The organism is Oceanithermus desulfurans, assembly GCF_014201675.1.
Lineage (GTDB): Bacteria > Deinococcota > Deinococci > Deinococcales > Marinithermaceae > Oceanithermus > Oceanithermus desulfurans.
In genome coordinates this window covers 93,646-115,161 of record NZ_JACHEZ010000002.1, presented here as the reverse complement: position 1 = coordinate 115,161, position 21,516 = coordinate 93,646, and the positions used below count along the sequence as shown (strand labels likewise).

The following is a 21,516-nucleotide window of genomic DNA, read 5'->3' as shown; positions in this document are numbered from 1 at the left end:
CGCGCTCAACCCCCGGGCTAAACTGGGGTATGCGCAACTTCCTGGCTCGCTGGATCCTCAACACCCTGGCGCTGTGGGTGGTGGCCCAGCTCTACGGCGGCGTGAACTTCGCCCCCGGCAGCAGCCTCGCCGACTACCTGATCGCCGGGTTGGTGCTGGGGCTCGCCAACGCCCTGGTACGGCCGCTGCTGCTGCTCTTCACCCTGCCGCTCAACCTGCTCACCCTGGGGCTGTTCACCCTGGTGGTGAACGCGCTGGTGCTGCTGCTCGTCGCCCAGGCGACGGCGCTCGAGGTGGTGGGCTTTGCCGGCGCCTTCTGGGGGGCGCTGCTGCTTTCCATCGTCTCCTGGGTCCTCGACGTCGTCTTCGGCGACGGGGCGCGGGTAGAATGACCGGGTCATGACCCATCTCCTGCGACCCCTCGTACTGTCGGCCCTCCTCGCCCTGCCGGTCCTGGCCCAGTCCGGCCCGATCGTCACCGGCACCGACGCTCCCCAGGTGGCCGCCTGGCTGGCCGCCAACGGCTACACCTTCAGCCTCGACAAGGACGGCGAGGGCATGCCCCTCTTCCACCTCGAGCTGAAGAGCGGCTACAACGCCCTGCTCTTCTTCTACGACGACAACCCCGACCGCCCCGGCTACGAGAGCCTGCAGCTCTACGCGGGCTTCTCGACCGACGGTGAGGTCGCGCTCGAGGCCGTCAACGCCTGGAACTACAACTACCGCTTCGCCAAGGTCTACCTCGACGACGAGCGCGACCCCGTGATCGAGAGCGACCTCGACCTGTCCGGGGGCGTGGACCTCGAGGGGGCGCTGGCGGTCTTCTTGCAGAACTTCGAGGCGGCCTTCGAGACCTTCGCCGGCGAGGTCGTGGGCGAGTAGCCCGGGCCCGGCCAGGGACGGGGCCCTGCGGGGCCCCGTCTCATTTATTTACGGCGCGGTTGTGGTTGACTGACCCCGAGATGGCGACCCGACCCGCTCCCACCGTAACCTTGAAGAGCCTGGCCGTGCCCAACGAGCACGGGGGCTGGGGCTTCACCCTCGAGCCCGTGATCCTGGGCCTGCTCGTCGCCCCCAGCGCCGCGGGCTGGGGTCTGGGCCTGATGGCGCTGGCCAGCTTCTTTGCCCGCCACCCCACCAAACTGGCCGCGGGCGACCTGCGCCGCGGCCACGTCTACCCGCGCACCCGGCTGGCCCTCTTTTTCGCCCTCCTCTACGGGGGGCTGGCGCTCGCGGGCCTGCTCGTCGCCTGGCTGACGGGCGAGCGCGCCTTCGTAGCGCCGCTCCTCGTCGCGCTGCCGCTGGTGGTGGTGCAGGTCGTCTACGACGCCCTGGGTAAGGGGCGCACCCTGATCGGCGAGCTCTCCGGCTCCCTCGCCATGGGCGGCGTGGCCACGGCCATCATCCTCGCCGCCGGCGGCGACGCGCGCCTGGCCTGGGGGGCCTGGCTGGTGCTGGCCATGCGCGGCTTGGTGGCCATTCGCTACGCCCGCGCGCAGGTGCGCCGCGCCTACGGCAAGCCGGTGAGCAAGATCTCCACCTTCGCCACCGCGGTGCTGGGCGTCTTCGTCCTCTTCCTCGGCGCCGTCTGGGGCGTGAGCCCCTGGCTGGGGATGTGGGCGGTGCTGGCGCTCGCGGTCTACGCGGTCTACATGCTCGAACGGCCTCCGGTCACCGCGCGCCACGTCGGCTGGAGCCAGATGTTCTTCGGCTGGCTGGTGGCCCTCCTGACCGCGTTGGGCATCCGCGCGGGCTGGTAAGTCCCGCGACGGCGAAACGCGACGCCCCGCCGAGCGGCGGGGCGTCGTTCGCGGACGGGTTCAGCGCCCGGGAGGCAGGAAGGTGAGGTGGTCGCCGGTCTTCAGCCGGGTGGCCAGGCCCTCCAGGTAGGCCACGTCGCGGCCGTTCTTGAGCAGCGCCCAGCGCGGCTTGAAGCGCCAGCGCGTCACCTCTTCCATCCAGCCGGCGTGTTCCTCGGTGTCCTGCACGGGCTCGAGCGCGATGTCGCGCAGCTCCGGACGGAAGGTGAGCACCTTACAGGCGGCGTCCAGCACCGTGCCCCCCTGGGGGATGCGCACCTCCAGGGGCTCGGGCAACGCCGGCAGCGCCAGCCCCAGCGCGTCCACCTTGACCGCGGTGCGGCCCTTCTCGAGCTCGAGCGCGGCCTCGAAGCCGGCGCGCATCACCTCCTGCTGCACGCCCAGGTAGCTCGTCCACAAGCCCAGCCGTTCGGCGGGGACGACGGTGCTGAACATGCGCAGGATCAGCGTCAGCGAGAGGCTCACCCACTCGGGCGGCACGAAGCGACGGTCGGGGCCGTAGCCGGCGTGGACGCGGCCGGCGTGGAAGAGGTAGCGGGCGAACTCGCCTGAGGTGTCTACGCCGATGGTGCGGCCGATCCAGCCCGAGAAGAAGGTGCGCCGCAGGTAGAGCTCGTCTTCGGGGATGCGCCCCTCCCAGCCCAGCGCCTTGGCGGTGGGGGCGAAGCGCGAAAGGTGGTCGTAGGCCGCGGCCACCCAGTCGGCGGCGTGAGCCAAAAGCGGCTCGCCGTCGAGGTACATCTGGCGTTTGGCCGTTTCGTTCAGGCCCACGAAGGCCAGCTGCTCGCGCATCTGGGCCTCGGGCGGGGGCGGCAGGTCGAGCACCTGGGTCCAAACCGGTTGTTCAGTCTTCGGGGGTGTCGCCATGGTTCTGCCTCGCTTCCCTCATCTTACGCAGTTTCCAAAGCATTTCATTAGTAACGACGCGCCGCTGCATGGCGTAGGCGAAGAGCAGCACCGCCGCGAACTGGAGCAGCGCGCCCAGGACGAGCAGCGCCTGCAGCGCCTCCGAGCGCTGGGCCAGCGCAAACGGCTCGAAGACCAGGCGCAGCACCAGGCCGCTGTTGAGGGCGTAGAAGGTGGCCGCCTCCAGACCCGGCTGCTTCAGCTGGCCCGGCCGCGGCATCATCCAGTAGGCGACCCCGAAGACCATGTTGAGGAAGAAGCCCACCAGGCCCGCGTGCACGTGCGAGCTTCGCAGGTAGGCCATCCAGCCGGGCTCCAGGTAGAAGAGGAAGCCCAGCAGCGCCGTGTAGATCAGGTAGACCAGCGAGGCGCGGACGAAGAGGTATTCGTAGAAGAACATTTCAGCGGACGACCAGGACGGGCCCCACCGCGCGACGCAGCACCAGCTCGGCGGTCGAACCCAGGAGCAGCGTGCGGATCAGCCCCTTGCCGAAGGCTCCCATCACCAGCAGGTCGGTGGGCGCCTCGGCCTCCAGGATGCGCTCGTCGGGGTCGCCGGCGGCCGTTTGGGTGCTGGCGGTGGCCCCGCGTTCGGCCAGGTAGGCCACGGCCTCGGCGGCCAGTGCCTCGGCGCGCATGGCGTCGTCGTCCACGGTCAGCACAAAGGCGGGCAGCGCCAGCCCCGCGGCCAGCTCCGCGGCCAGGTGGAGGGCCCGGGTGGCGGGGTCGGAGCCGTCGTAGGCGAGGAGCAGCCGGTCGGGCCGCACCGGCTCGAGCGGCGCCACCAGCACTGGCGTGGGCGAGGTGCGCACCACCCGCTCCGTCGTCGAGCCCAGCCCCGTGGCCTCGTGGCCGCTGGCCTCGCCGGCGCGGCCCAGCACCACCAGGTCGGCGGTGCGCGCCTCCTCGACGATGACCTGGTAGGGCACCCCGGTGCGCACCGTCGGCTCGACCTTCACGCCCGCCTGCTCGGTCTCCTCACGCACGCGCTCCAGCACCGCCTCGGCGCGCGCGGTCAGCACCTTTTCCATCTCTTCGTGGTAGACCGGCATGGGCATGCTGATCGCGCCCCAGTCCATCAGCTCGGGCATGCGGATCAGCCGGATGTCCCGCACGTACAGGGCCTCGAGCACCGCTTCCAGCTCGTAAGCCAGGTAGCCCGCCAGCCGCTCGGCCCCCAGCGCGGGGGTGGAGCCGTCGGTGGCGAGGAGCAGACGCTTGATCATGGGACACCTCCTGCCCTCATTCTACGCCGGCGGCGCCGGAGGCGGCGCAGGCCGCGTGCTACAATCCGGTTTGTGCGTCGGGTTCACCCAGGGCTCAAGCTAGGCCGCTATAAAGAAAAAAGTGGTGCGCCCGACAGGATTCGAACCTGTGGCCTTCGGCTCCGGAGGCCGACGCTCTATCCAACTGAGCTACGGGCGCACTCGCACCCAGCAATCTAGCACCGCCCGAAGGAGGACGTCAAGTGAAAATAAGTAAACGCGCCATCACCATCATCTTCGGCATACTGGCTGCGGCCTTTGCCATCGGCACCATCTTCCTCTTCACCCCGCAGGGGAACCCGCAGCAGGAGGGCCGGCCCATTCTCTACGTCAACGGCCAGCCCATCAACGAGCTGGAGTTGATGCGCAAAGCCCAGACGAACCCGCTCTTCACCCTCAACCCCACCGGGGTGCTGCGGCCGCTGATCGACACCTACTTCCTGGAGCAGGTCATCACCCTCGAGGCGCTGCGGCAGGACGCCGCCCGCATCCGCGTCTCCAGCTCCGAGGTCAAGCAGCAGGTGGACCAGCTGCGCGAGCGGCTGGGGGTCACCGACCGCGAGGGCTACGACCGCTTCCTGCAGTCCATCGGCTACACCGACAGCCAGCTGCGCGACGAGATCCGCACCCAGCTGCGCATTCAGAAGCGCATCGACGAGCTGCGCAAGAAGGTCAAGCTCAGCGACAAAGAGGCCCGCTTCTACTACGAGCTGCACAAGGGCGAGTACGCTGCCGAGGACCGCGTCAAGGCGCGCCAGATCGTCCTCGACGACCAGGCCACCGCCGACCAGGTCTACAAGCAGCTGATCGGCGGCGCCGACTTCGCCGAGCTGGCGCGGCAGTACTCCAAGGTGGGCGCGGAGCAGGGCGGCGCGGTGGGCGCCGAGCCGGGCTCGAGCGAACCCGGCCCCGTTACCCGCCTCGTCTTCCCGACCCCCGTGGCCGACGCCGTCTTCCAGCTCAAGAGCGGCGGCATGACCGAGGTCATCGAGACCGGGGGCCGCTACTACATCGTCAAGGTCGAGGAGTTCCTGCCCGGCGGCGACGTCCCCTACGACCAGGTCGCCGACCGCGTCAAGAGCGACGCGCTCCAGGTCAAGCAGAACGGGGCGGTGGAGAACTACATCCGCGAGGTGCGCGACCGCGCCGTCGTCAAGTTCACCGAGGAGCAGATCCCCTACGAGTACAAGAACCCCGACGTGGCCAAGGTGGGGGACAAGACGATCAAGCTGGCCGACGTCATTCAGGTGGTCTTCTCCGACCAGCAGGTGCCCCAGCTGATCCAGCAGGGCCTGGGCGAGCTGGCCGTCTCCTTCTTCTTCCCGGCGGCGACGGATCAGCTGATCACCGAGGAGCTGCTGTTGCAGCAGGCCGAGGCCTCGGGCGAGCCCTTCATCGGGACCCGCGCCCAGAAGGCCCAGGACGTGCAGCTGTGGAAGACGAAGGACGTCACGGTGACCCCGGAGGAGGTGCGCGCGTACTACGAGGAGAACCCGGCGCGCTTCAGCATCCCGGCGTCGGCCACCGTCAAGACGGTCAGCTTCAAGGACAAGGAGACCGCCGACAAGTTCCGCGAAAAGCTGATCGCCGGCGACCCGCTCGAGGAGCTGGCCAAGGGGCTGGGCGGCCAGGTGAGCGACCTGGGCACGGTCAACCCCGGCAGCGGCCTGCCGCCGGTCGTCGAGCAGCTCGTCTTCGCCACCGACGCCGACTACGACCAGGCGGGCGGCTGGGGCGTCTCCGAGGTCGTCGAGCTGCCCGGACAGGACAACCAGAAGACCTACATGGTCGTCCTCGTCAAGGACAAGAAGGCCGAGGTCAAGAAGCCCTTCGAGGCCGTCAAGGCCGAGGCCGAGCAGCTGGCGCTGGCCGCCAAGCGGGCCAAGCTGGCCGCCGAGTGGATCGACCAGCTCAAGCAGGAGGCCGGCGTGGAGAACCGGATCGTCGACGTGCTCGGCAGCCTCGCGCCCAAGACCGAGGAGCCCGCGACCCAGCAGGCGCCCGACCAGGCTGCGCCGGAGCCGCCGGCGCCCGCCGAGACGCAGCCCGCGGGCGAAGGCGCCAACTAGCCCTCCGAACCCGAGCGGTGCAGGCCGGCCCCTGGGGGCCGGCCTTTTTGCGGTAGACTGGAGGTATGCAAGCCGACCCGGGTTTGGAACGCGCCTTCCGGAAAGTGCGCCTGCTGCTCGAAGGGGACGAGCGCACCCCCGGCCTGACGCGGCAGGACCTGGAGCGGATGGTCGGTTACCCCGAGCGCGGCCAGGGGCCGCTCTCGTACACCCTGCCGCCGCAGGAAGGCCTGGAGGGCGTGCGGGCGGTGCGCTTCTTCTACTACCCCAAGGACCCGGAGGTCACCCTCATCATCGAGGTCGAGGACCATCAGGGGCGGCGCCACCTGCGCCACCTGAAGTGGAACGGCCTCGCCTGGATCTCGCCTCCCAGCGGGCTGAAGTCGGAACTGGTGCCCACGCGCGAGGTCCTGCCCGAGGGCTACGTCGAGATCGGCGGCGACTACTACGTGGGCTTCGCCTCCGAGGAGGCGCACGAGCTGGCCGAGCGCGTCTACCTGGGCGAGGCCGGGGGTCAGAAGTACCTGCTCTGCCCCCAGGACTCCACCCGCATCTTCTACGGCCCCTCGGTCGCCCCCGCGGGGCTGATCTGCCCCATCTGCGGCAACACCTCGCTGCTCTTCAAGGCCATTCCCATCGAGGTCTCGCGCCGGGCCCAGGAGGAGCAGCAGGCCTCCGAGGGCAAGCTCGAGGCCAAGCTGGAAACGCTGGTCGAGCAGAACCGCGAGCTCAGCCAGCAGCTCGCCGAATTGATCCACCTCCTCAAACGCAACCTCGGCTAGCGGCAACCTTCCAAGGCGCCCTTTCCGGAGCCGCCGGCGAGGGCTCGGTGTTGAAGTTCCTAAGCGGCCGGCTCCTTTCCGCCTCCCCGCGGGGAGGCGGGGGGCGGTACGTGGTGCGCGGTGTGGGCTGCGGCGTGGGTGACGGTTGGCACCGGATGCGCCCTACGCGCCGGTGGCTAGGGGTTTTCCGCAAGCGACGGGCCGGTTTCCACCGCCCCATCCCGACCCTCCCCTTTTGGGGAGGGCGCTTTCAACCTTCCGCCGCCGGGGTCGCGCCTCCACCCCGGCCCCTGAAGGGGTCCTGGACCCCCAGCCTTCGCCGGGGCGACGAGGGAAGCGGCCGGCGGAGAGGGGGCAGGGGGAACCACGGGTTCGGGCGGCGCGGCCGGCCTGCCTCAGGGAGGGAGCGTCTCCCGGCCGTCCGCCACCTCCGGCGGGGGCGCCTTGCGGTAACCGGCCTCGGCGCGGCGGAGCAGACCCCGGCCCACCAGCGCCTCCAGGGCGAACTCGGCCCAGGCGGCCCCCTCGACTACGGTCGCCGCGTGGGGCGTAGCCAGTGCGAAGAGCGGCTCCACCTCCCGGACGCGCGCCCAGGCGGCCTCCGCCGCGTCGGGCAGCTCCAGCACCCGACCCTCCTCGAACCAGGCGGCCACGGCCTCGAGCCCCGGGCGCTCGCCCCACTCCTCGGCGAAGGCGCGGGCGATCAGCTCCCGCGCCAGCGCCTCGGCCCCCACGAGCTCGCCCTCGTACTCGAGCTCGAGCTTGCCGGTGATCGCCGAAAGGCCGCCGTAGACGTCGCGCGGCCGCGCCAGCGGGGCCTCGCCCTGGCTCAGGGCGCGGGCCTCGGCCCCCGCGGCCACCTGCTCGAGCAGTGCAATGGCCAGGCGCTGGCTCACGCCGCTCGCCGGGTCGACGCGCGGGTCGCGGCGGGCCAGGAAGGCCACCCGCTCCACCGCGCGGGCCACGAAGTCGGGGATCCGCACGCCCTCGGGCAGGCGCGCCTCGGCGCGGGTGATGCGCATCCCGGCCTCGAGGCTCCGCGGGTAGTGGGTGCGGATCTCGGCGTCGATGCGGTCCTTGAGCGGCGTGACGATGCGGCCCCGGGCGGTGTAGTCCTCGGGGTTGGCGCTGAAGACGAGCCAGACGTCGAGCGGCAGCCGCAGCGGGAAGCCGCGCACCTGGACGTCGCCCTCCTCGAGCACGTTGAACAGCGCCACCTGCACCCGGGCGGGCAGGTCGGGCAGCTCGTTGACGGCGAAGACGCCGCGGTTGGCGCGGGGGATCAGGCCGTAGTGCACCGCCTCCAGGTCGGCCAGCCCCTCGCCCCGGCGCGCGGCCTTGATGGGGTCGAGCTCGCCGATCAGATCGGCCACGGTCACGTCGGGGGTGGCCAGCTTCTCCACGTAGCGGTCCTCGGGGGTGAGCCAGACGAGGGGAGCGTCGTCCCCTGCTTCGCGCAGCAGCCGCCGCCCCTCGGGGCTCACCGGCGCCAGCGGGTGGTCGCGCAGTGGGGTGTCGAGCGCCGGCAGCTCGGGGTCGAGCAGGCGGATCAGGCTGCGCAGGATCCGGGTCTTGGCCTGCCCTCGCAGCCCCAGCAGGATGAAGTGCTGCCGCGCCAGCACCGCCCGCACCAGCGCGGGGATGACGGTCTCCTCGTAACCGTAGATGCCCGGAAAGAGCGTCTCGCCGCCGCGCAGCTTGGCCGCCAGGTTTTCCCGCGCCTCGTCGCGGACGCTGCGGCGCAGCCGCGCAAGCGGCCAGCCGCCGGCCTTCAGCTCGCCCAGGGTGCGCGGCCGCTTCATTCTTCCGCGCCCAGGGCCCGGGCCAGGATGCGCCCGTTGGCCTCCCATACGGCCAGGTAGTCGTCCGCCGTCTGGTTCAGCAGGTCGAGCAGCGCCGGCTTCACCCCCAGGGTGCGGGCCACGCGCTCGGCCTCGCCTTCGAGCTGCAGCGGCGCGACCAGGTAGCCGAGGCCGCTGCCCGCGAGCACCTTCGCCGCCTCGGCCAGCTCGCGGGGGCTGGGCTGGGCGGCGGGGTTGGGGGTGATCAGGTAGACGCGCTCGAGATCGTAGCGGGCCACCAGGTAGGTGAAGGGGTTCTTGAAGGCCACGAAGCGGTTCGTGGGCGCCGCGGCCAGCCGCTGGCGGATCCTCCGGTCGAGCTCGGTGAGTTCGCGCGCGTAGGCGCGGGCCCGCTCCCGGTAGGCCGCGGCGTTCGCGGGGTCGAGCTCCCCGGCGGTGCGCGCGAGGTCTTCGACGACGAAGGTCATGGCGACCGGGTCGGTCCAGACGTGGGGGTCGGCAGCTCCCGAGGGCAGCGGCCGTACCAGCGGCCGCACCGAGTCCTCGGCGCGGAACACCCGGGCGGCCAGGTTGTTGGGACGGACCAGCTTCGCGAGCAGCCACCCGTCGAGGTCCAGCCCGTTCATGATCACCAGCCGTGCCCGGGCCACCTTCTTCACGTCGGCGGGGGTGGGGCTGAAGACGTGGGGGTTGGCCCCCGGCGGCACCAGGCTTTCCACCTGCCAGCCGTCCCCCAGCACCGCGCGGGCGAGCGCGGCGTACGGGGGAATCGTGGCCACGGCCAGGGGGCGCTCGGCGAGCGCCAGGCCGGCAAGGAGGGTGAGCAGGGCGAGAACGCGCTTCATGCCCTCATCTTAGCCCCGCAGGTGAAGGGTTTCCTAAGTGCGCGGCCGGATGCCCAGGCCCGGCCCCGCGGGCAGGCGCAGCCGCGCGCCGTGGTAGTCCAGGCCGGTGAAGGGGTCGTTCTTGATGAGCAGGGGGCCGTCGAGGTCGGCGTGGTCGGCCAGCGGCGCCAGGTGGGCGGCCGCACCCACGGCCAGGCGGGTTTCCACCATGCAGCCCAGCATCACCTCGAGCCCCAGGGCGCGGGCGGTCTCGATCTGGGCCCGCGCCGGGGCGATCCCGCCGCTCTTGGCCAGCTTGACCACCACCCCGTCCACGTAGGGGGCCCAGTCCACCACGTCGCGCACGGTCTTGATCGGCTCGTCGGCGAAGAGGGGCAGCCCCCGGCCCCTCAGCTCGGCGTAGGCCGCGCGGTCTTCGGGCGGCAGCGGCTGTTCCAGGAACTCGACGCCGAGGCGCACCAGCTCGGGGAGGAGGCGGCGGGCGGTCTCGGGCGTCCAGCCGCCGTTGGCGTCCACGCGGATGCGGGCGTCGGGGCGGGCGGCGCGCACCGCCTCGAGCCGGGCCAGGTCGTCCTCCGAGCCCACCTTGAGCTTGAGGACGGGCATCCCGCTGGCGCGGGCCAGCCCGGCCATCTCCTCCGGCGCGCCCATGGCGACGGTGAACGAGGTGGGCGGCGCGCGGTCCGGGTCGAGGCCGAAGAGCCGCCACAACGGCGCCCCCAGCGCCCGGCCCCAGAGGTCGAAGAGCGCCATCTCCACGGCCGCCCGCGCCGCCCGCGAGCCCTCCGCGGGCAGGCGCTCGAGCCGCCCCTGAAGGGTGTCCGGCGCGTCCGCGAGCCGCTCGCGGGCGGCCTCCAGGTAGGCCGTCACCGCCTCCACGCTCTCGCCGTGGTAGGGCACCACCGCGGCCTCGCCGAGGCCGCCTTCCAGGTCCACGAAGACCGCGGTCCGCGTCAGGCTGGTGCCGTGGGCGATGCGGAAGGGGTGGGCCGGCTCGAGGGTGTAGGTCTGCCAGTCGAGGCGCACGGTCAGACGCGGCCGAGGGCGCGCAGAACGGCCCAGGCGTAGGCGGGGGCTTCGTTGCAGGCGAGCTTGCGGTAGGCCACCGGGCCGGCGAGGGGGGTGCCGGCGGCGGCCAGGCGGGCGGCCTTTTCCAGGCAGCGGCGGCGCAGGGTGTAGGTCTTGCCGCTCGAGCCCACCCGCACCACCGCGGTGTTCTCGGTCACCTTCTCGACGGTGAAGGCGTCGCCGCGCTTGGTGGCGAGGCGGCGACCCTTGAGGGCGCGTACGGCCTCCCAGTCGAACGCATCGGGGGTGGGAGAAGAGGCCCCCCGGTCCGTTTTGGCCTCCTCCACGGGCCGCGCCTCCAGCTCGACCAGGCCGCGCACCACCGCCACCACCAGCCGCCCGGGGCCGTGCACCCCCTGCACCATGATCTGGCCGATGTCGGCCGACTTGCTGGGGCCGGAGTGCAGCGCCAGGGCGCTGGGAGGGTCGTCCGCGAGCCGCCCCAGCACCTCGCCCAGGTGCTGGACGACCTCGGCCTCGTCCACCCAGACCAGGTGCGCCGGCGGCAGCAGCTGCAGCCGCCGGCCCTCAGCGCTCGAGAGCAGCACGCTGCCGGTGTCGGCCACCGCGGCGAGCGCGCGGCTCACGCCCAGCTCGGCCTCCTCCGGTGGCGCCGCCGGCAGCGGCGGGGCGAGCGGGGCGGGCACGCGCGGGCTGGTCGCGGCGCTCTTAAAGGCCGCGGCCCAGTCCGAAAGCCAGGCGCGCGCGGCGTCCGGGCTCTCGAAACGCCGCGCCTCCACGCCGCCGGCCTCGGCGTGGGCGAGGAAGCGCGCCACCGCACCCGCGGCCTCCACCGCGGGGCGCCAGGGGCCGGTGGGCGCTTCCACCGGCCAGCGCCCCGCGAGGGCGCGGCGCACGCGGCGAAGGATGCGGTGCTTGGCGTCAGGCACCTTCGAACTCCTCCTCCCAGATCTCGCGGAAGCTCTTGGGGCTGGGCTCGAGCGCCCCGTGGCCCGCGGCCCAGGCACCCAGGACGGGCAGCCAGGGCGCGCCGGTGAGGGGTGCGGCGAGCCGCAGCAGCTTGCCCGAGAGCTTGTAGAAACGCGGCCGGGTCATCAGCGCAGCGTAGCTGCGGAAGGCCGCCCGCTCCGTCGCCGGGGCGCGGCCGGCGCTGCGCACCCGCCAGGCGAGGATCTGCTTCGGCAGGGGGATGCGCACCGGGCAGACGTCGGCGCAGGCGGTGCAGAGGCTGCAGGCGTAGCCCAGCTCGTCGGCCAGCGCCGGGTCCTTCAGCCCCGGGGTGAGCACGATGCCGATGGGCCCCGAGTAGACCTGGCCGTAGGCGTGCCCGCCGGTCTGGCGGTAGACGGGGCAGGCGTTGAGGCAGGCGCCGCAGCGGATGCAGCTGAGTGCCTCGTGCATCTCGCGGTCGGCGAGGACGCTGGTGCGCCCGTTGTCCACGAAGACGACGTGCAGGTGTTCGGGGCCGTCGGGCTCGTCCGGCCGCCGCGGACCGTTGATCAGGCTCACGAAGGTGCCGATCTTCTGACCGGTGGCCGCGCGCGCCAGCAGCTGCAGGAAGACCTCCAGGTCGCACGCGCGCGGCAGCAGCTTCTCGATCCCCACCAGCGCCACGTGCACCTTGGGGGCGCTGGTGGTGAGGCGGATGTTGCCCTCGTTCTCCACCAGCACCACCGTGCCCGTCTCGGCCACCACGAAGTTGGCGCCGCTGATGCCCATCCCGGCGGTCAGGAAGGCCTCGCGCAGCACCCGGCGGGCGGCGGCGGCCAGTTCCTCGGGGCTCGCGTCCGGGGGCGTACCCAGCTTCTCGCGGAAGAGGGCGCGGATCTCCTCGAGCCCCTTGTGGATCGCCGGGCCGACGATGTGGCTGGGGGGCTCGCCGGCGAGCTGGATGATGTACTCGCCCAGGTCGGTCTCGAAGACCTCGACGCCCAGGCGCTCGAGCAGCCCGTTGACCTCCAGCTCCTCGCTGAGCATGCTCTTTCCCTTGACCACCCGCCGCACCCCGTAGCGCCCCACCAGTTCCCGCAGGATCCGCTGGGCGTCTTCGGCGTCTTCGGCCCAGTGGACCTCGGCGCCGCGGGCGGAAAGGCGCTGCTCGGCCTCGAGGAGGTAGCCGTCGAGCCGGCTCAGGGTGTGGCGCTTGGTCGCCGCGGCCCAGTCGCGCCAGGCCTCGGCCTCGACCTCGCCGAAGGCGCGTTCGCGGTTCTGGTCGAAGTGGAGGGTGGCGCGGGTGACGGCCTCGCGCACCTCGGGCTGCTGCTCGAGGGCGCGCCGCGCCGCTGCCTTGTACCCTTTAACCGCCACGGTGGGCCTCCCAAAGCAGGCTGGCGACGTGCCGCACCGGCACGCCCAGCCCGCGCTGCTTCGCGCGTCCCGCCAGGTGCAGCAGGCAGGCGCCGTCGGCCGAGGTGAGCACGTCGACCTCGGGCACGGTGTCGAGCTTGCGGTCGGCCATGGCCAGGCTGACGGGGGCGTTCTTGACCGCGAAGACGCCGCCGAAGCCGCAGCATTCCTGGTCGGCCTCCCAGGGCACCACCTCGGCCCCGGCCGCCTCCAAGAGCCGCAGCGGCTCTTCCTTCACGCCCAGCTCGCGGCTCACGTGGCAACCGTGGTGGTAGGCCACCCGCCGGCCCGCGAGTCCGCGCCCTACGCTCTCGGCGTTCAGGACCTTGACCAGGAACTCCACCAGCTCGTAGCTGCGCCCGGCCAGGTCGAGGGCGGCCTCGTAGCGCGGCCGGTCCCCCTCGAAAAGCCGCGGGCTGTAGGCCCGCAGCATCGTGGTGCACGAACCCGAGGGGAGCACCACGTAGTCACACCCCTCGAAGACCTCCTGGGTGTGGGCGGCCATCTTGCGCGCCTCGTCCCAGTGCCCGGCGTTGTAGGCGGGCTGGCCGCAGCAGGTCTGAGCGCGGGGAAAGCGGACCTCCGCGCCCAGCGCCCGCAAGAGCCGCACCGCGTCGGCGGCGGCTTCGGCGAAGAACTGGTCGGCCAGGCAGGTGACGAAGAAGCAGACCCGCATCTATGGGGCGATTATACCGGTGCAGCTAGGCCGAACGCCCCGGCGGGGTGGGGGTGGCGGCGAACTTCAGCTCCACCTCGCGCAGGCTCTCGGGGCTGCCCATAACGGTCACCTTGTCGCCCAGGCGCAGCTGGGTGTAGCCGTGGGTGACGATGGCCTGCCCCTCGCGGTGGATGGCCAGCACCAGGGTGTCGGGCGGCAGCCGCAGCTCGCGCAGGAGCGCCCCGTGCAGCGCCGGGTCGCGCAGCTCGATGTCCACGACCTGCTTGCCCTTCTCCAGGCCCAGCAGCAGGCTGGCCGCCTGGGGGGCGCGCACGAACTGCTCGAGCAGGCTCAGGGTGGCCATGTTGGGGTCCACCACCAGCGCCCCCAGCTCGGCGAAGCGCGGGGCCCACTCGCGGTCCGCGAGCCGCACCACCAGGCTCTCGGTGCCGTACTTCTCGTAGAAGGTCTCGCAGATGCGGTGGTTCTCGGCGTCGGAGAGCAGGCAGACGACGGCGTCGGCCCCCTCGGCCTGGAGCGCCGCCAGCGTCGCGTCGTCGAGCTCGCGGTAGGCCACGACGGGAAACCCCGCCCCCGCCAGCTCGTTGGCGCGCTCCGGGTCGGGCGTGGCCAGCCGCACCTGCCAGCCGTCGTCGGTAAGGCGGCGGGCGAGGGCGAGCGTCTGGTCGTCGTCGCCGAAGAGGATGACGTCGCGCACGCCGTCGAACTCGCCGTGACCCCGCGGGTGGGCCTCGCCCACGGCCAGCAGCGACCACTTGAACAGCGGCGGCCCCACGAGCTGGTTGAGCACGATCAGCCCCACGATGACCGCGGCGAAGGGCTCGCCGAAACCGCTGAACTCGTCGGCCACCTTCTTGGTGAGCCCCAGGGCCACCCCCGCCTGGGTCACGAAGGCGAGGCCCGAATAGCTGGCGTGGCGCAGGGGCTCGCGCGCCAGCAGCGCGCCCAGGAAGGAGCCGGAGAAGATGCCCGCCATGCGCGCGGCGAAGAGGGCGAGGGCGATGGGCCAGGCGCGGCCCAGCACGTCGAGCGCCAGCCCCGCGCCGGTGAGGGTGAAGAAGGCGATGTAGACCGCGGGCCCCAGGTCCTCGAGGATCTTGGAGAACTCGTCGCGGAAGCCGGTGTAGTTGACGAGCAGGAAGCTGGCGATCATGCCGATCAGTAGGGGCTCGAGCGTCACTGGGGCGTGCAGGAAGCGGTCGCTCGTCTCGCGCAGCAGGTGGCTCACCACGAAGATGCCGTACCCCGCGGCGAGCACGACCGCGCCCTTGAACCAGGCGTGCAACCGTGTGCCCATGAGGCGCCGGAAGAAGGCGGCGAGCAGGTAGCCGAGCGCCACCGAGGTGGCGATCTCCACCGCCAGCAGCAGCAGGAAGCCCAGGCCCAGGGGCCGGCCGTGCACCCAGACGAGGGCCAGCTCGTAGGCCAGGGTGAAGAGGACGATGACGACCACGTCGGTCACGACCGTGACCCCCAGCACCAGCTGGGTGAAGGGGCCCTTGGCGCGCAGCTCGTTGATGATGGCGATCGTCGAGGAAGGGGAACGCGCCACCAGCACCACCCCGGTCATCAGCGCCACCGCGCGGCGCGCCGGCTCGCCGAGGTCGGGGATGAAGCCGAAGAGGTGGTAGGCGGCCCAGGCGCCCGCGATCGCGATGGTGACGGTCTGCACCGCGGTCATGACCGCGATGGGGCGCAGCCGCGGACGCACCTCGCCCAGGTAGAGCTCGGCCCCGGCGGCGAAGGCGATGAAGGCCAGCGCCATCTCGTCGACGAAGCGCAGGCGCTCGAGCTCCTCGCGGCTGATCATCCCCAGCACGTAGGGCCCGATCAGGATCCCGGCGAAGAGGAAGCCGCTGATCAGCGGCAGGTTGTAGCGGGTGACGTACTGCCCGATCGTGTTGGCCGCGAGCGCCAGGATGAAAAAGCCGCCGACGAGGACGAGGATTTCGCTGAGGGCTTCCATAGGACGGTCCGCCGGGAGCGGAACACCTAGCAGCTTACCCGATGGGCTCCAGCACGCGCAGCACGACGAACTTCAAGTAGCGGCCCTCGGGGAACTCGGGGCGCAGCGGGTGGTCGGGGGCGTGGCCGGCCTCGTGCACGATCTGGGTGCGCACCCCGGCGCGCCGCGCCGCTTCGGCGAGCACCTCGCGGAAGGCCTCGGGGCTCACCTGGGCGGTGCAGCTGGCGGCGGCCAGCCAGCCGCCCGGCCGCACCCGCCGCAGCGCGCCCGCGCCCAGCCGGGTGTAGGCCCGCAGCGCCGCCCGCAGCTGCCCGCGGTTCCGCGCCAGCGACGGGGGGTCGAGGACGACGAGGTCGTAGCGCTCCTCGTGCGCGTCCAGGAACTCGAAGACGTCGGCCCGCACGCCCTCGTGCCGCTCCGCGAAGCCGTTCAGCCGCGCGTTCTCCTCGGCGTCGGCGAGCGCGCCCTCGCTCGAGTCGACGCTGCGGGCGAAGGCCGCGCCCCCGGCAAGGGCGTAGACCGAGAAGCCGCCGTTGTAGGCGAAGAGGTTGAGCACCCGCGCCCCGGCGGCCAGCTCGCGCACCGTGCGGCGGTTCTCGCGCTGGTCCAGGAAGAGGCCGGTCTTCTGGCCGTGGTAAAGGTCGGCGAGGAAGCGCAGGCCGTGCTCGCGCACGGTCAGCTTCGGCGGGGGCGGCTCCCCGTAGAGCGGCTCGAGCCCCCCGGCCGCGCGCAGCACGATGCCCCGGGGCCGCTCCGCGCGTCCCAGCGCCTTCACCACCGCCGGCAGCACCGCGCGGCGCACGCCGGAGCTGTAGGTCTTCACCACCAGGTAGCGCCCGTAGCGGTCGGCCACCAGGCCGGGCAGGAAGTCGCCCTCGCCCGCGAGCAGCCGGTAGGCGTCGGTCTCGGGCGGGATCCGCTTCCGGCGCAGCGCCAGAGCCTCGCCCACCCGGGCGGCGAACCAGGCGGCGTCGGGCACCCCGGCGCGGGCGTAGATCCGCACGGCCACCTGCCCCTGGGCGTCGTAGACCCCCACGGCCTCGGCCCGCCCGGCGACGAGCCGCACCCAATCGCCGTCCTCGAGCCGCTGCGGCGGCAGGTGGTTGCGGTAGATCCAGGGGTGGCCCGAGGCCAGCGCCGGCTCCAGGGAGGGGTCGAGGGTCAGGGTGGGGAGCTTCATCCGCCGCAGCATACCCCCGGCGGCCGCGGCGGGCCCACCTGTGGCAACGCTTTCGCAACGGGGCCGCCCCTAGGCTCGTCCTACCGCCCCCCCGTGGGCGGGCCGAGGGGGTGAGGGTCGTGTTGAGGTACGGAATGATCGTAAGCGTATTGGTTCTGGTGCTGGCCGCGTGCGGCGCGCCCAAGAACCCTGGAGGGATCAGCGACAAAGGCGGTTTCGACCCTGAGCTCATGGAGCAGTACCTCCGCAACGCCTACGAGGGCAACGTGGTGGGCTTCTCCTACGCGATCAACCACGAGGGAAAGCTGGCGCGCTCGGGGGCCTGGGGCCTGGCCCGGCGGGCGGTCGACGGCGAGCAGGCCATGGCCGCCGGCACCCGCCAGCTTCTGGCCAGCGTGAGCAAGACCGTGAACGCCATCTTCTTCCTGCAGGCAATGCGCCGCATCAACGACGCGTTGGGGTACGCCTACGTGGACCTCGCGAGCCCCGTGGCTCCCTGGCTGCCCGACGCCTGGGCGGTGGGGCCGGGGTTCACCGGCGGCAACCCCCTCACCTTCCGGCACCTGCTTGCGCACACGAGCGGCTTCGGGCAGATCTTCGACGGGCTCACAGACGCCGAGAAGGCGCTTTGGGGCAACGGCTGGAGCGGACTCGAGTACGTCGTCGGCCTGGGGGCGATGCCCGGCTCCCCGCGCGACTACAAGAACGCCAACCCGGCGCTGTTCCGCATCCTGATCCCGCGGCTGTTCCAAAAGGCGGGGCTGTCGCCCTTCGAGGTGAACGAGAACACCGCCGGCGCCCTCTACGTGGCCATGCTCAACGAGCAGATCCTGCTGCCCCTGGGCATCGGCCGGGTGGAGTGCAGCTTCCAAAGCGCGGGCAACTACGCCCTCTACTACGACTTCGAAAACCCAACGCAGCCCGGTACCGACGCCAGCCGGGCGCTCAAGGACTGCGGCGGCCACAGCGGCCTGTTCATGTCGGCGGTGGAGCTCGCCAAGCTGCTGGCCTACGCCCGCTACGACGACGGGATCCTGGACGACGAGGCGCGCGACCGCATGGCGCAGCAGGCCCTGGGCTGGTACAACCGCGTCAGCACGGGCGACCCCGACACCGCGCGGCTGCGCAAGCGGGGCGACTACTACAGCTGGTACGTGGACAAGAAGGCCTACCCCTGGCTGGCCAACGAACAGCACACCTGCGCGATCTGGTACCCGCGCCAGGTGGAGGCGGTGCTGCTGGTGAACTCTTCGGTCGGCAACGGCGCGCCCATGCCCTGCGACCTTCTCGATCAGGCCTACCAGGCGGCGGTGGCGGGCCCGTAGCGGCGGCGGCGCGCGAGCGGCGGGGCCCGGCGCCCCGCCGCTTTTTGTAGAGTGGGCGGTGGAGACGGGGCCCTTCGGGCTCGCGGGAGGTGAAATGCTCGAGCTCAGGCAAGACCTCAACCCCAGCGATCAGGTAAGGCATGAAATCGAAGAAGTGCTGGCCGTAGGGCGCACCGCCTGGCAGCACTACTTGTTTTTCCGGAGCAAGGTCCACGGCGTCTGCGTCGCCCTCGACGGCGACCTGCAGTCGTGCGAGGCCGACGAGGGGCTGTACCACGAGGCGCTGGTGCACCCCGCGATGCTGGCCCACCCGGCCCCCAGGCGGGTCCTCATCATGGGCGGCGGCGAGGGGGCGACGCTGCGCGAGGTGCTGCGCCACCCCAGCGTGAGCGAGGTGGTGATGGTCGACCTGGACGAGGAGTTCGTGGGTCTGTGCCGGCGCCTCATCCCCGACTGGGCCGAGGGGGCCTGGGACGACCCGCGGCTCGAGCTGCGGCACGAGGACATCGTGCGCTACCTCGAGCACACCCCCGGCGGCTTCGACGTGGTGGTGGGCGACCTCATCGACGCCAGCGATGCGGAATCGCCGGCGTCGGGACTGTACGCTCCCGAGTTCTACCGCCGCCTGGCCGCGGCTCTGGCCCCGGGGGCGGTGCTGGCCACCCAGGCGGGGCCGCTCGCCCCCGGGGCGATCCGCGGGCACCGCCGCGTACGCGCTTCGCTCGCCCAGGCCTTCAGCCGGGTGCACAGTTACGGGATCTACGTGCCCAGCTTCACCGGCCTTTGGGGTTACGTCCTCGCGGGCGCGGCCGACCTGATTCCCGGCGGCTACGCCGAGCACCGGGCGCTCTTCGAGCTGCGCGCCCGCGAACGGGGGCTCGACCTCGAAGCCACCGGCCCCGAGGCCCTGGCCGCGGCCTTCGCGCTGCCGCGCCGCCTGACGGCCGCGCTGGAGGGCGGGGCATGAGCCGGCTCAAGCTCAGCGGCTTCAACAACCTGCGCAAGCTGCTCAGCTTCAGCTTCTACGACTTCGTGGTGGCGACAGACGAGGACGACCGCAAGAGCTACGCCGCCTACCTGAACGAACGTTACGCCGCGGCGCGCGTGCGCGCGCTGCTGGAGCGCATTGCCGATATCATCGACGCCGAGGTGCTCGCCTCCAGCGAGCAGGACTACGACCCTTACGGGGCCAGCGCGCTGCTGCTGCTCTCCGACGAGGCGGGCTCGGGCGCGGCGCCCGCCTGGGCCTCCTCGGTGCGGATGCACCTCGACAAGAGCCACATCGCCGCCCACACCTACCCCGACTTCGCCCACCCCGAGGGGATCCTGGGCTTCCGCGTGGACATCGAGCTCTCCACCTGCGGCGAGATCAGCCCGCTGCGCTCCCTCGACGAGATCTTCCGCTTCTTCGACACCGACGTGGTGGTCATCGACTACCTGGTGCGCGGCTACACCCGCGCCGAGGACGGCTCGCACGTCTTCATGGACCACGAGGTGCCCTCGATCACCCGCTTCATCGACCCGGAGATCCTCGCCCAGTTCGAGCGCGTCGAGCGCGCGCTGCCCGCCGCCCACACCTGGCAGCTCAAGCTGCTGCGTACCCGGATCGACCCCTCCGAGTACTTCGCTCCCGCAAAGCCCGTGGACGAGGTGCAGCTGCAGGGCGTCCTCGACGAGATGGCGGCGGTCTACCGCGGCCTCTGAACCTTACCGATTACGGGCGCGTTCCAAAGACCGGCGACGCGTGATAGCATGCGCCTACACGCTTTAGCGAAGGAGGACGCATGCCAACGAACCCTTTCTTGATCCGTACGGCGCTCGTCTGGGCGCTGGCTATCCTGCTGGCCGCCTGCCAGCCCGGTGGAACGGACGGCGCGGGCGGATCCGGCGGCGGAGGCGGGCCGGGCGGCGGCGCCGGCGGGAGCTGCGGCTTCGCCGCGGACTACCCCGGCGTTCCCTGCCCCGATCCCACGACCGACAGCCTGCCCGCGGGCATCATGCCCGATCTGCCCACGCCCCGCGCGGCGCCGGGATGGGAGGGGTACGACCCCGTCGCCATTCCCACCCCGGCGCCGGAGCGCTGCACCACCGAGTACGCCGCGGGCGAGGCGCTGCCGCGCGACCTCGTGCTCGCCGCGGGCGACGTCGTCTGCTTCAGCGGCCAGGCCTCCGCGACCCGCACGCTGCGCGTCGACGCCACCGCCTGCACCGCCCAGGCCCCCTGCTGGTTCGCCGGGCGCGGCGGCGGGCTCACCTCGAGCGCCCAGCCGGCGGTCGAGGTCCAGGGCCGGCACGTGATCTTCGACGGGTTGCAGCTCAACGTGGTGCGCTCGGGGATCGACATCCTGCCGGGAAGCCGCTACATCACCGTGCGCAACAGCACCATCGTCGGCGACGGCAGCGACGGCGGCGGGGCCGGGATCGACATCGCCGGCGACGCGCAGGGCGAGATCCGTTACGTCATGGTCTACGGCAACCGCTTCGACAACATCGGACCCTCCGACGGCGGCCCGCTTGGCGGCGAGGCGCACCAGGTGCGCCCCTCGTGGTACGCGCGGTACGTCTGGATCGTGGACAACGTCTTCGGCGATTCCGACGGCGACGCGATCCAGGGCGGCAACTCCAAGACCCCGAGCCAGCGCAGCGGCGAGGGGCAGAACGCCGCGAAGTCGCCCCACTACGTCTGGATCGCCGGCAACCGCTTCGAAGGCGTCTCGGAGAATGCCGTCGACCTCAAGAACTCCTATCACGTGGTGATCAGCGGCAACGAGGTCGTCACGCCGGTGCGGGAGACGGTCATTATCCTCTCGCAGGACAGCGAGGGCTTCTGGACCGGCTACCACTGGGCGATCGCCAACCGCCTGATTGGCGGCGGGGGCGAGTGCATCGGCGTGCGCGGCAACGAAGAGAACTTCTACGGCACCTTCTACGACTACAACTTCGTGATCGCCAACACCGCCTACGACTGCAACGGACTGCTCAGCTTCCAATCGGGCAACAGCGCCACCGCGGGGCCGGAAACCTACGTGCTCTACAACACCTTCGTCAGCAACCTCGCCACCCCGTACACGCGTCGCGCTCCCGTCTACAAGGCCCAGAACCGCCAGGAGAACGTGGTGGAGTTCATCGGCAACATCTTCTACGGCAACTTCGATCCCACCAACGGTTCGGGGGGCAGTTCCTACATCACCGCCAACGATTACCTGACCGTCACCTTCACCGCCTACGACAACCTCTACTACCAGGTGGACGGGCTGGACCTTCCCTTCCTCAGCCGCATCAACGCCAACCACCTCAACGTCGCGGGCAACCGGCACGCCGACCCCCTGTTCACCGACGAGGCCGCGCACGACTACTCGCTGCGGGAAGGCAGCCCGGCGCGAAACGCCACCGAGCGCAGCTCGAGCGCCTTCGACCTCTTCGAGCGTTTCTACGGATTCGACCTGCGCACCGCGCTCGGGCTGGACGGCCGTAACAACATTGGGGCGTCCCAGTAGCTCAA

Annotated in this window: 20 protein-coding genes and 1 tRNA gene; 9 read left to right on the top strand and 12 right to left on the bottom strand. The window is 71.7% G+C overall.

Translation table 11 applies throughout. From position 1 onward, the window contains the following. The first annotated feature begins 29 nt into the window (after positions 1 to 29). The 3 genes from HNQ05_RS02910 (at position 30) to HNQ05_RS02900 (ending at position 1,760) form a co-directional block, all read left to right on the top strand. Positions 30 to 392 carry a phage holin family protein gene (locus tag HNQ05_RS02910; RefSeq protein ID WP_147145647.1) on the top strand — a complete coding sequence of 121 codons (363 nt, stop codon included), beginning with the start codon at positions 30 to 32 and terminating at the stop codon, positions 390 to 392. A 7-nt stretch (positions 393 to 399) separates the two neighbouring features. Continuing rightward, positions 400 to 882 (top strand): YbjN domain-containing protein, encoded by a 483-nt coding sequence (locus tag HNQ05_RS02905; RefSeq protein ID WP_147145649.1) that lies wholly within the window; start codon positions 400 to 402, stop codon positions 880 to 882. Positions 883 to 962: 80 nt separating this feature from the next. After that, the gene (locus tag HNQ05_RS02900; protein WP_183677575.1) at positions 963 to 1,760 is read left to right on the top strand and encodes a YwiC-like family protein; all 798 of its coding nucleotides are present in this window, start codon (positions 963 to 965) and stop codon (positions 1,758 to 1,760) included. Positions 1,761 to 1,820: 60 nt separating this feature from the next. Here HNQ05_RS02900 and HNQ05_RS02895 read toward each other — a convergent pair whose 3' ends face one another. From HNQ05_RS02895 to HNQ05_RS02880, 4 genes are all read right to left on the bottom strand, one after another. Next, complete coding sequence (locus HNQ05_RS02895) at positions 1,821 to 2,687, bottom strand: protoglobin domain-containing protein (protein ID WP_147145653.1); 867 nt, start codon at positions 2,685 to 2,687, stop codon at positions 1,821 to 1,823. Next, entirely contained in the window at positions 2,665 to 3,126 is a 462-nt protein-coding gene (locus HNQ05_RS02890; protein WP_147145655.1) for a hypothetical protein, read from the bottom strand. Before HNQ05_RS02890 ends, HNQ05_RS02895 begins: the two co-directional genes overlap by 23 nt. Before the next feature lies 1 nt (position 3,127). Beyond that, positions 3,128 to 3,952: a universal stress protein gene (locus HNQ05_RS02885; RefSeq protein WP_147145657.1), complete on the bottom strand. Its 825-nt coding sequence runs from the start codon at positions 3,950 to 3,952 to the stop codon at positions 3,128 to 3,130. A 122-nt stretch (positions 3,953 to 4,074) separates the two neighbouring features. Beyond that, positions 4,075 to 4,151, bottom strand: a tRNA-Arg gene (locus HNQ05_RS02880). A gap of 43 nt (positions 4,152 to 4,194) precedes the next feature. On the opposite strand from HNQ05_RS02880, the gene HNQ05_RS02875 reads away from it, so the two are divergent. Together HNQ05_RS02875 and HNQ05_RS02870 are read left to right on the top strand one after the other, a co-directional pair. Beyond that, on the top strand, positions 4,195 to 6,060 hold the full coding sequence (locus HNQ05_RS02875) for a peptidyl-prolyl cis-trans isomerase (RefSeq protein ID WP_147145659.1): 1,866 nt from the start codon (positions 4,195 to 4,197) through the stop codon (positions 6,058 to 6,060). Between the two features lie 65 nt (positions 6,061 to 6,125). Next, complete coding sequence (locus HNQ05_RS02870; RefSeq protein ID WP_147145661.1) at positions 6,126 to 6,842, top strand: hypothetical protein; 717 nt, start codon at positions 6,126 to 6,128, stop codon at positions 6,840 to 6,842. A 395-nt stretch (positions 6,843 to 7,237) separates the two neighbouring features. Here HNQ05_RS02870 and HNQ05_RS02865 read toward each other — a convergent pair whose 3' ends face one another. Genes HNQ05_RS02865 through HNQ05_RS02830 form a run of 8 tightly spaced genes read right to left on the bottom strand, consistent with a single transcriptional unit; the run spans position 7,238 to position 16,689 of the window. Beyond that, positions 7,238 to 8,644: a sigma 54-interacting transcriptional regulator gene (locus tag HNQ05_RS02865; RefSeq protein ID WP_147145663.1), complete on the bottom strand. Its 1,407-nt coding sequence runs from the start codon at positions 8,642 to 8,644 to the stop codon at positions 7,238 to 7,240. Next, complete coding sequence (locus tag HNQ05_RS02860) at positions 8,641 to 9,489, bottom strand: metal ABC transporter substrate-binding protein (RefSeq protein WP_147145665.1); 849 nt, start codon at positions 9,487 to 9,489, stop codon at positions 8,641 to 8,643. Before HNQ05_RS02860 ends, HNQ05_RS02865 begins: the two co-directional genes overlap by 4 nt. Before the next feature lie 33 nt (positions 9,490 to 9,522). Next, the gene (locus HNQ05_RS02855) at positions 9,523 to 10,515 is read right to left on the bottom strand and encodes a dipeptide epimerase (RefSeq protein ID WP_147145667.1); all 993 of its coding nucleotides are present in this window, start codon (positions 10,513 to 10,515) and stop codon (positions 9,523 to 9,525) included. A gap of 2 nt (positions 10,516 to 10,517) precedes the next feature. Then, entirely contained in the window at positions 10,518 to 11,447 is a 930-nt protein-coding gene (locus HNQ05_RS12290) for a LutC/YkgG family protein (protein WP_183677573.1), read from the bottom strand. Beyond that, on the bottom strand, positions 11,440 to 12,825 hold the full coding sequence (locus HNQ05_RS02845; RefSeq protein ID WP_147145670.1) for a LutB/LldF family L-lactate oxidation iron-sulfur protein: 1,386 nt from the start codon (positions 12,823 to 12,825) through the stop codon (positions 11,440 to 11,442). Before HNQ05_RS02845 ends, HNQ05_RS12290 begins: the two co-directional genes overlap by 8 nt. Further along, positions 12,815 to 13,540, bottom strand: a complete 726-nt coding sequence (locus tag HNQ05_RS02840; RefSeq protein ID WP_147145672.1) for a (Fe-S)-binding protein — start codon at positions 13,538 to 13,540, stop codon at positions 12,815 to 12,817. The genes HNQ05_RS02845 and HNQ05_RS02840 overlap by 11 nt, the downstream gene beginning before the upstream one ends. 25 nt (positions 13,541 to 13,565) lie before the next feature. Next, positions 13,566 to 15,509, bottom strand: a complete 1,944-nt coding sequence (locus HNQ05_RS02835) for a monovalent cation:proton antiporter family protein (RefSeq protein WP_147145674.1) — start codon at positions 15,507 to 15,509, stop codon at positions 13,566 to 13,568. A gap of 34 nt (positions 15,510 to 15,543) precedes the next feature. Further along, a complete protein-coding gene (locus tag HNQ05_RS02830; protein ID WP_147145676.1) occupies positions 15,544 to 16,689 on the bottom strand; it encodes a class I SAM-dependent rRNA methyltransferase in 1,146 nt (381 codons plus the stop codon). 134 nt (positions 16,690 to 16,823) lie between these two features. Between HNQ05_RS02830 and HNQ05_RS02825 the strand changes: the two genes are divergently transcribed. The 4 genes from HNQ05_RS02825 (at position 16,824) to HNQ05_RS02810 (ending at position 21,511) form a co-directional block, all read left to right on the top strand. Then, positions 16,824 to 18,014: a serine hydrolase domain-containing protein gene (locus HNQ05_RS02825; RefSeq protein ID WP_147145678.1), complete on the top strand. Its 1,191-nt coding sequence runs from the start codon at positions 16,824 to 16,826 to the stop codon at positions 18,012 to 18,014. A gap of 58 nt (positions 18,015 to 18,072) precedes the next feature. Further along, positions 18,073 to 18,981, top strand: coding sequence for a spermine/spermidine synthase domain-containing protein (locus HNQ05_RS02820; protein ID WP_246104080.1), 909 nt, complete (start codon positions 18,073 to 18,075; stop codon positions 18,979 to 18,981). Next, positions 18,978 to 19,718: an S-adenosylmethionine decarboxylase gene (locus tag HNQ05_RS02815; RefSeq protein WP_147145680.1), complete on the top strand. Its 741-nt coding sequence runs from the start codon at positions 18,978 to 18,980 to the stop codon at positions 19,716 to 19,718. Before HNQ05_RS02820 ends, HNQ05_RS02815 begins: the two co-directional genes overlap by 4 nt. Positions 19,719 to 19,798: 80 nt before the next feature. After that, entirely contained in the window at positions 19,799 to 21,511 is a 1,713-nt protein-coding gene (locus HNQ05_RS02810) for a polysaccharide lyase domain-containing protein (RefSeq protein WP_147145682.1), read from the top strand. The last annotated feature ends 5 nt before the right edge of the window (positions 21,512 to 21,516 follow it).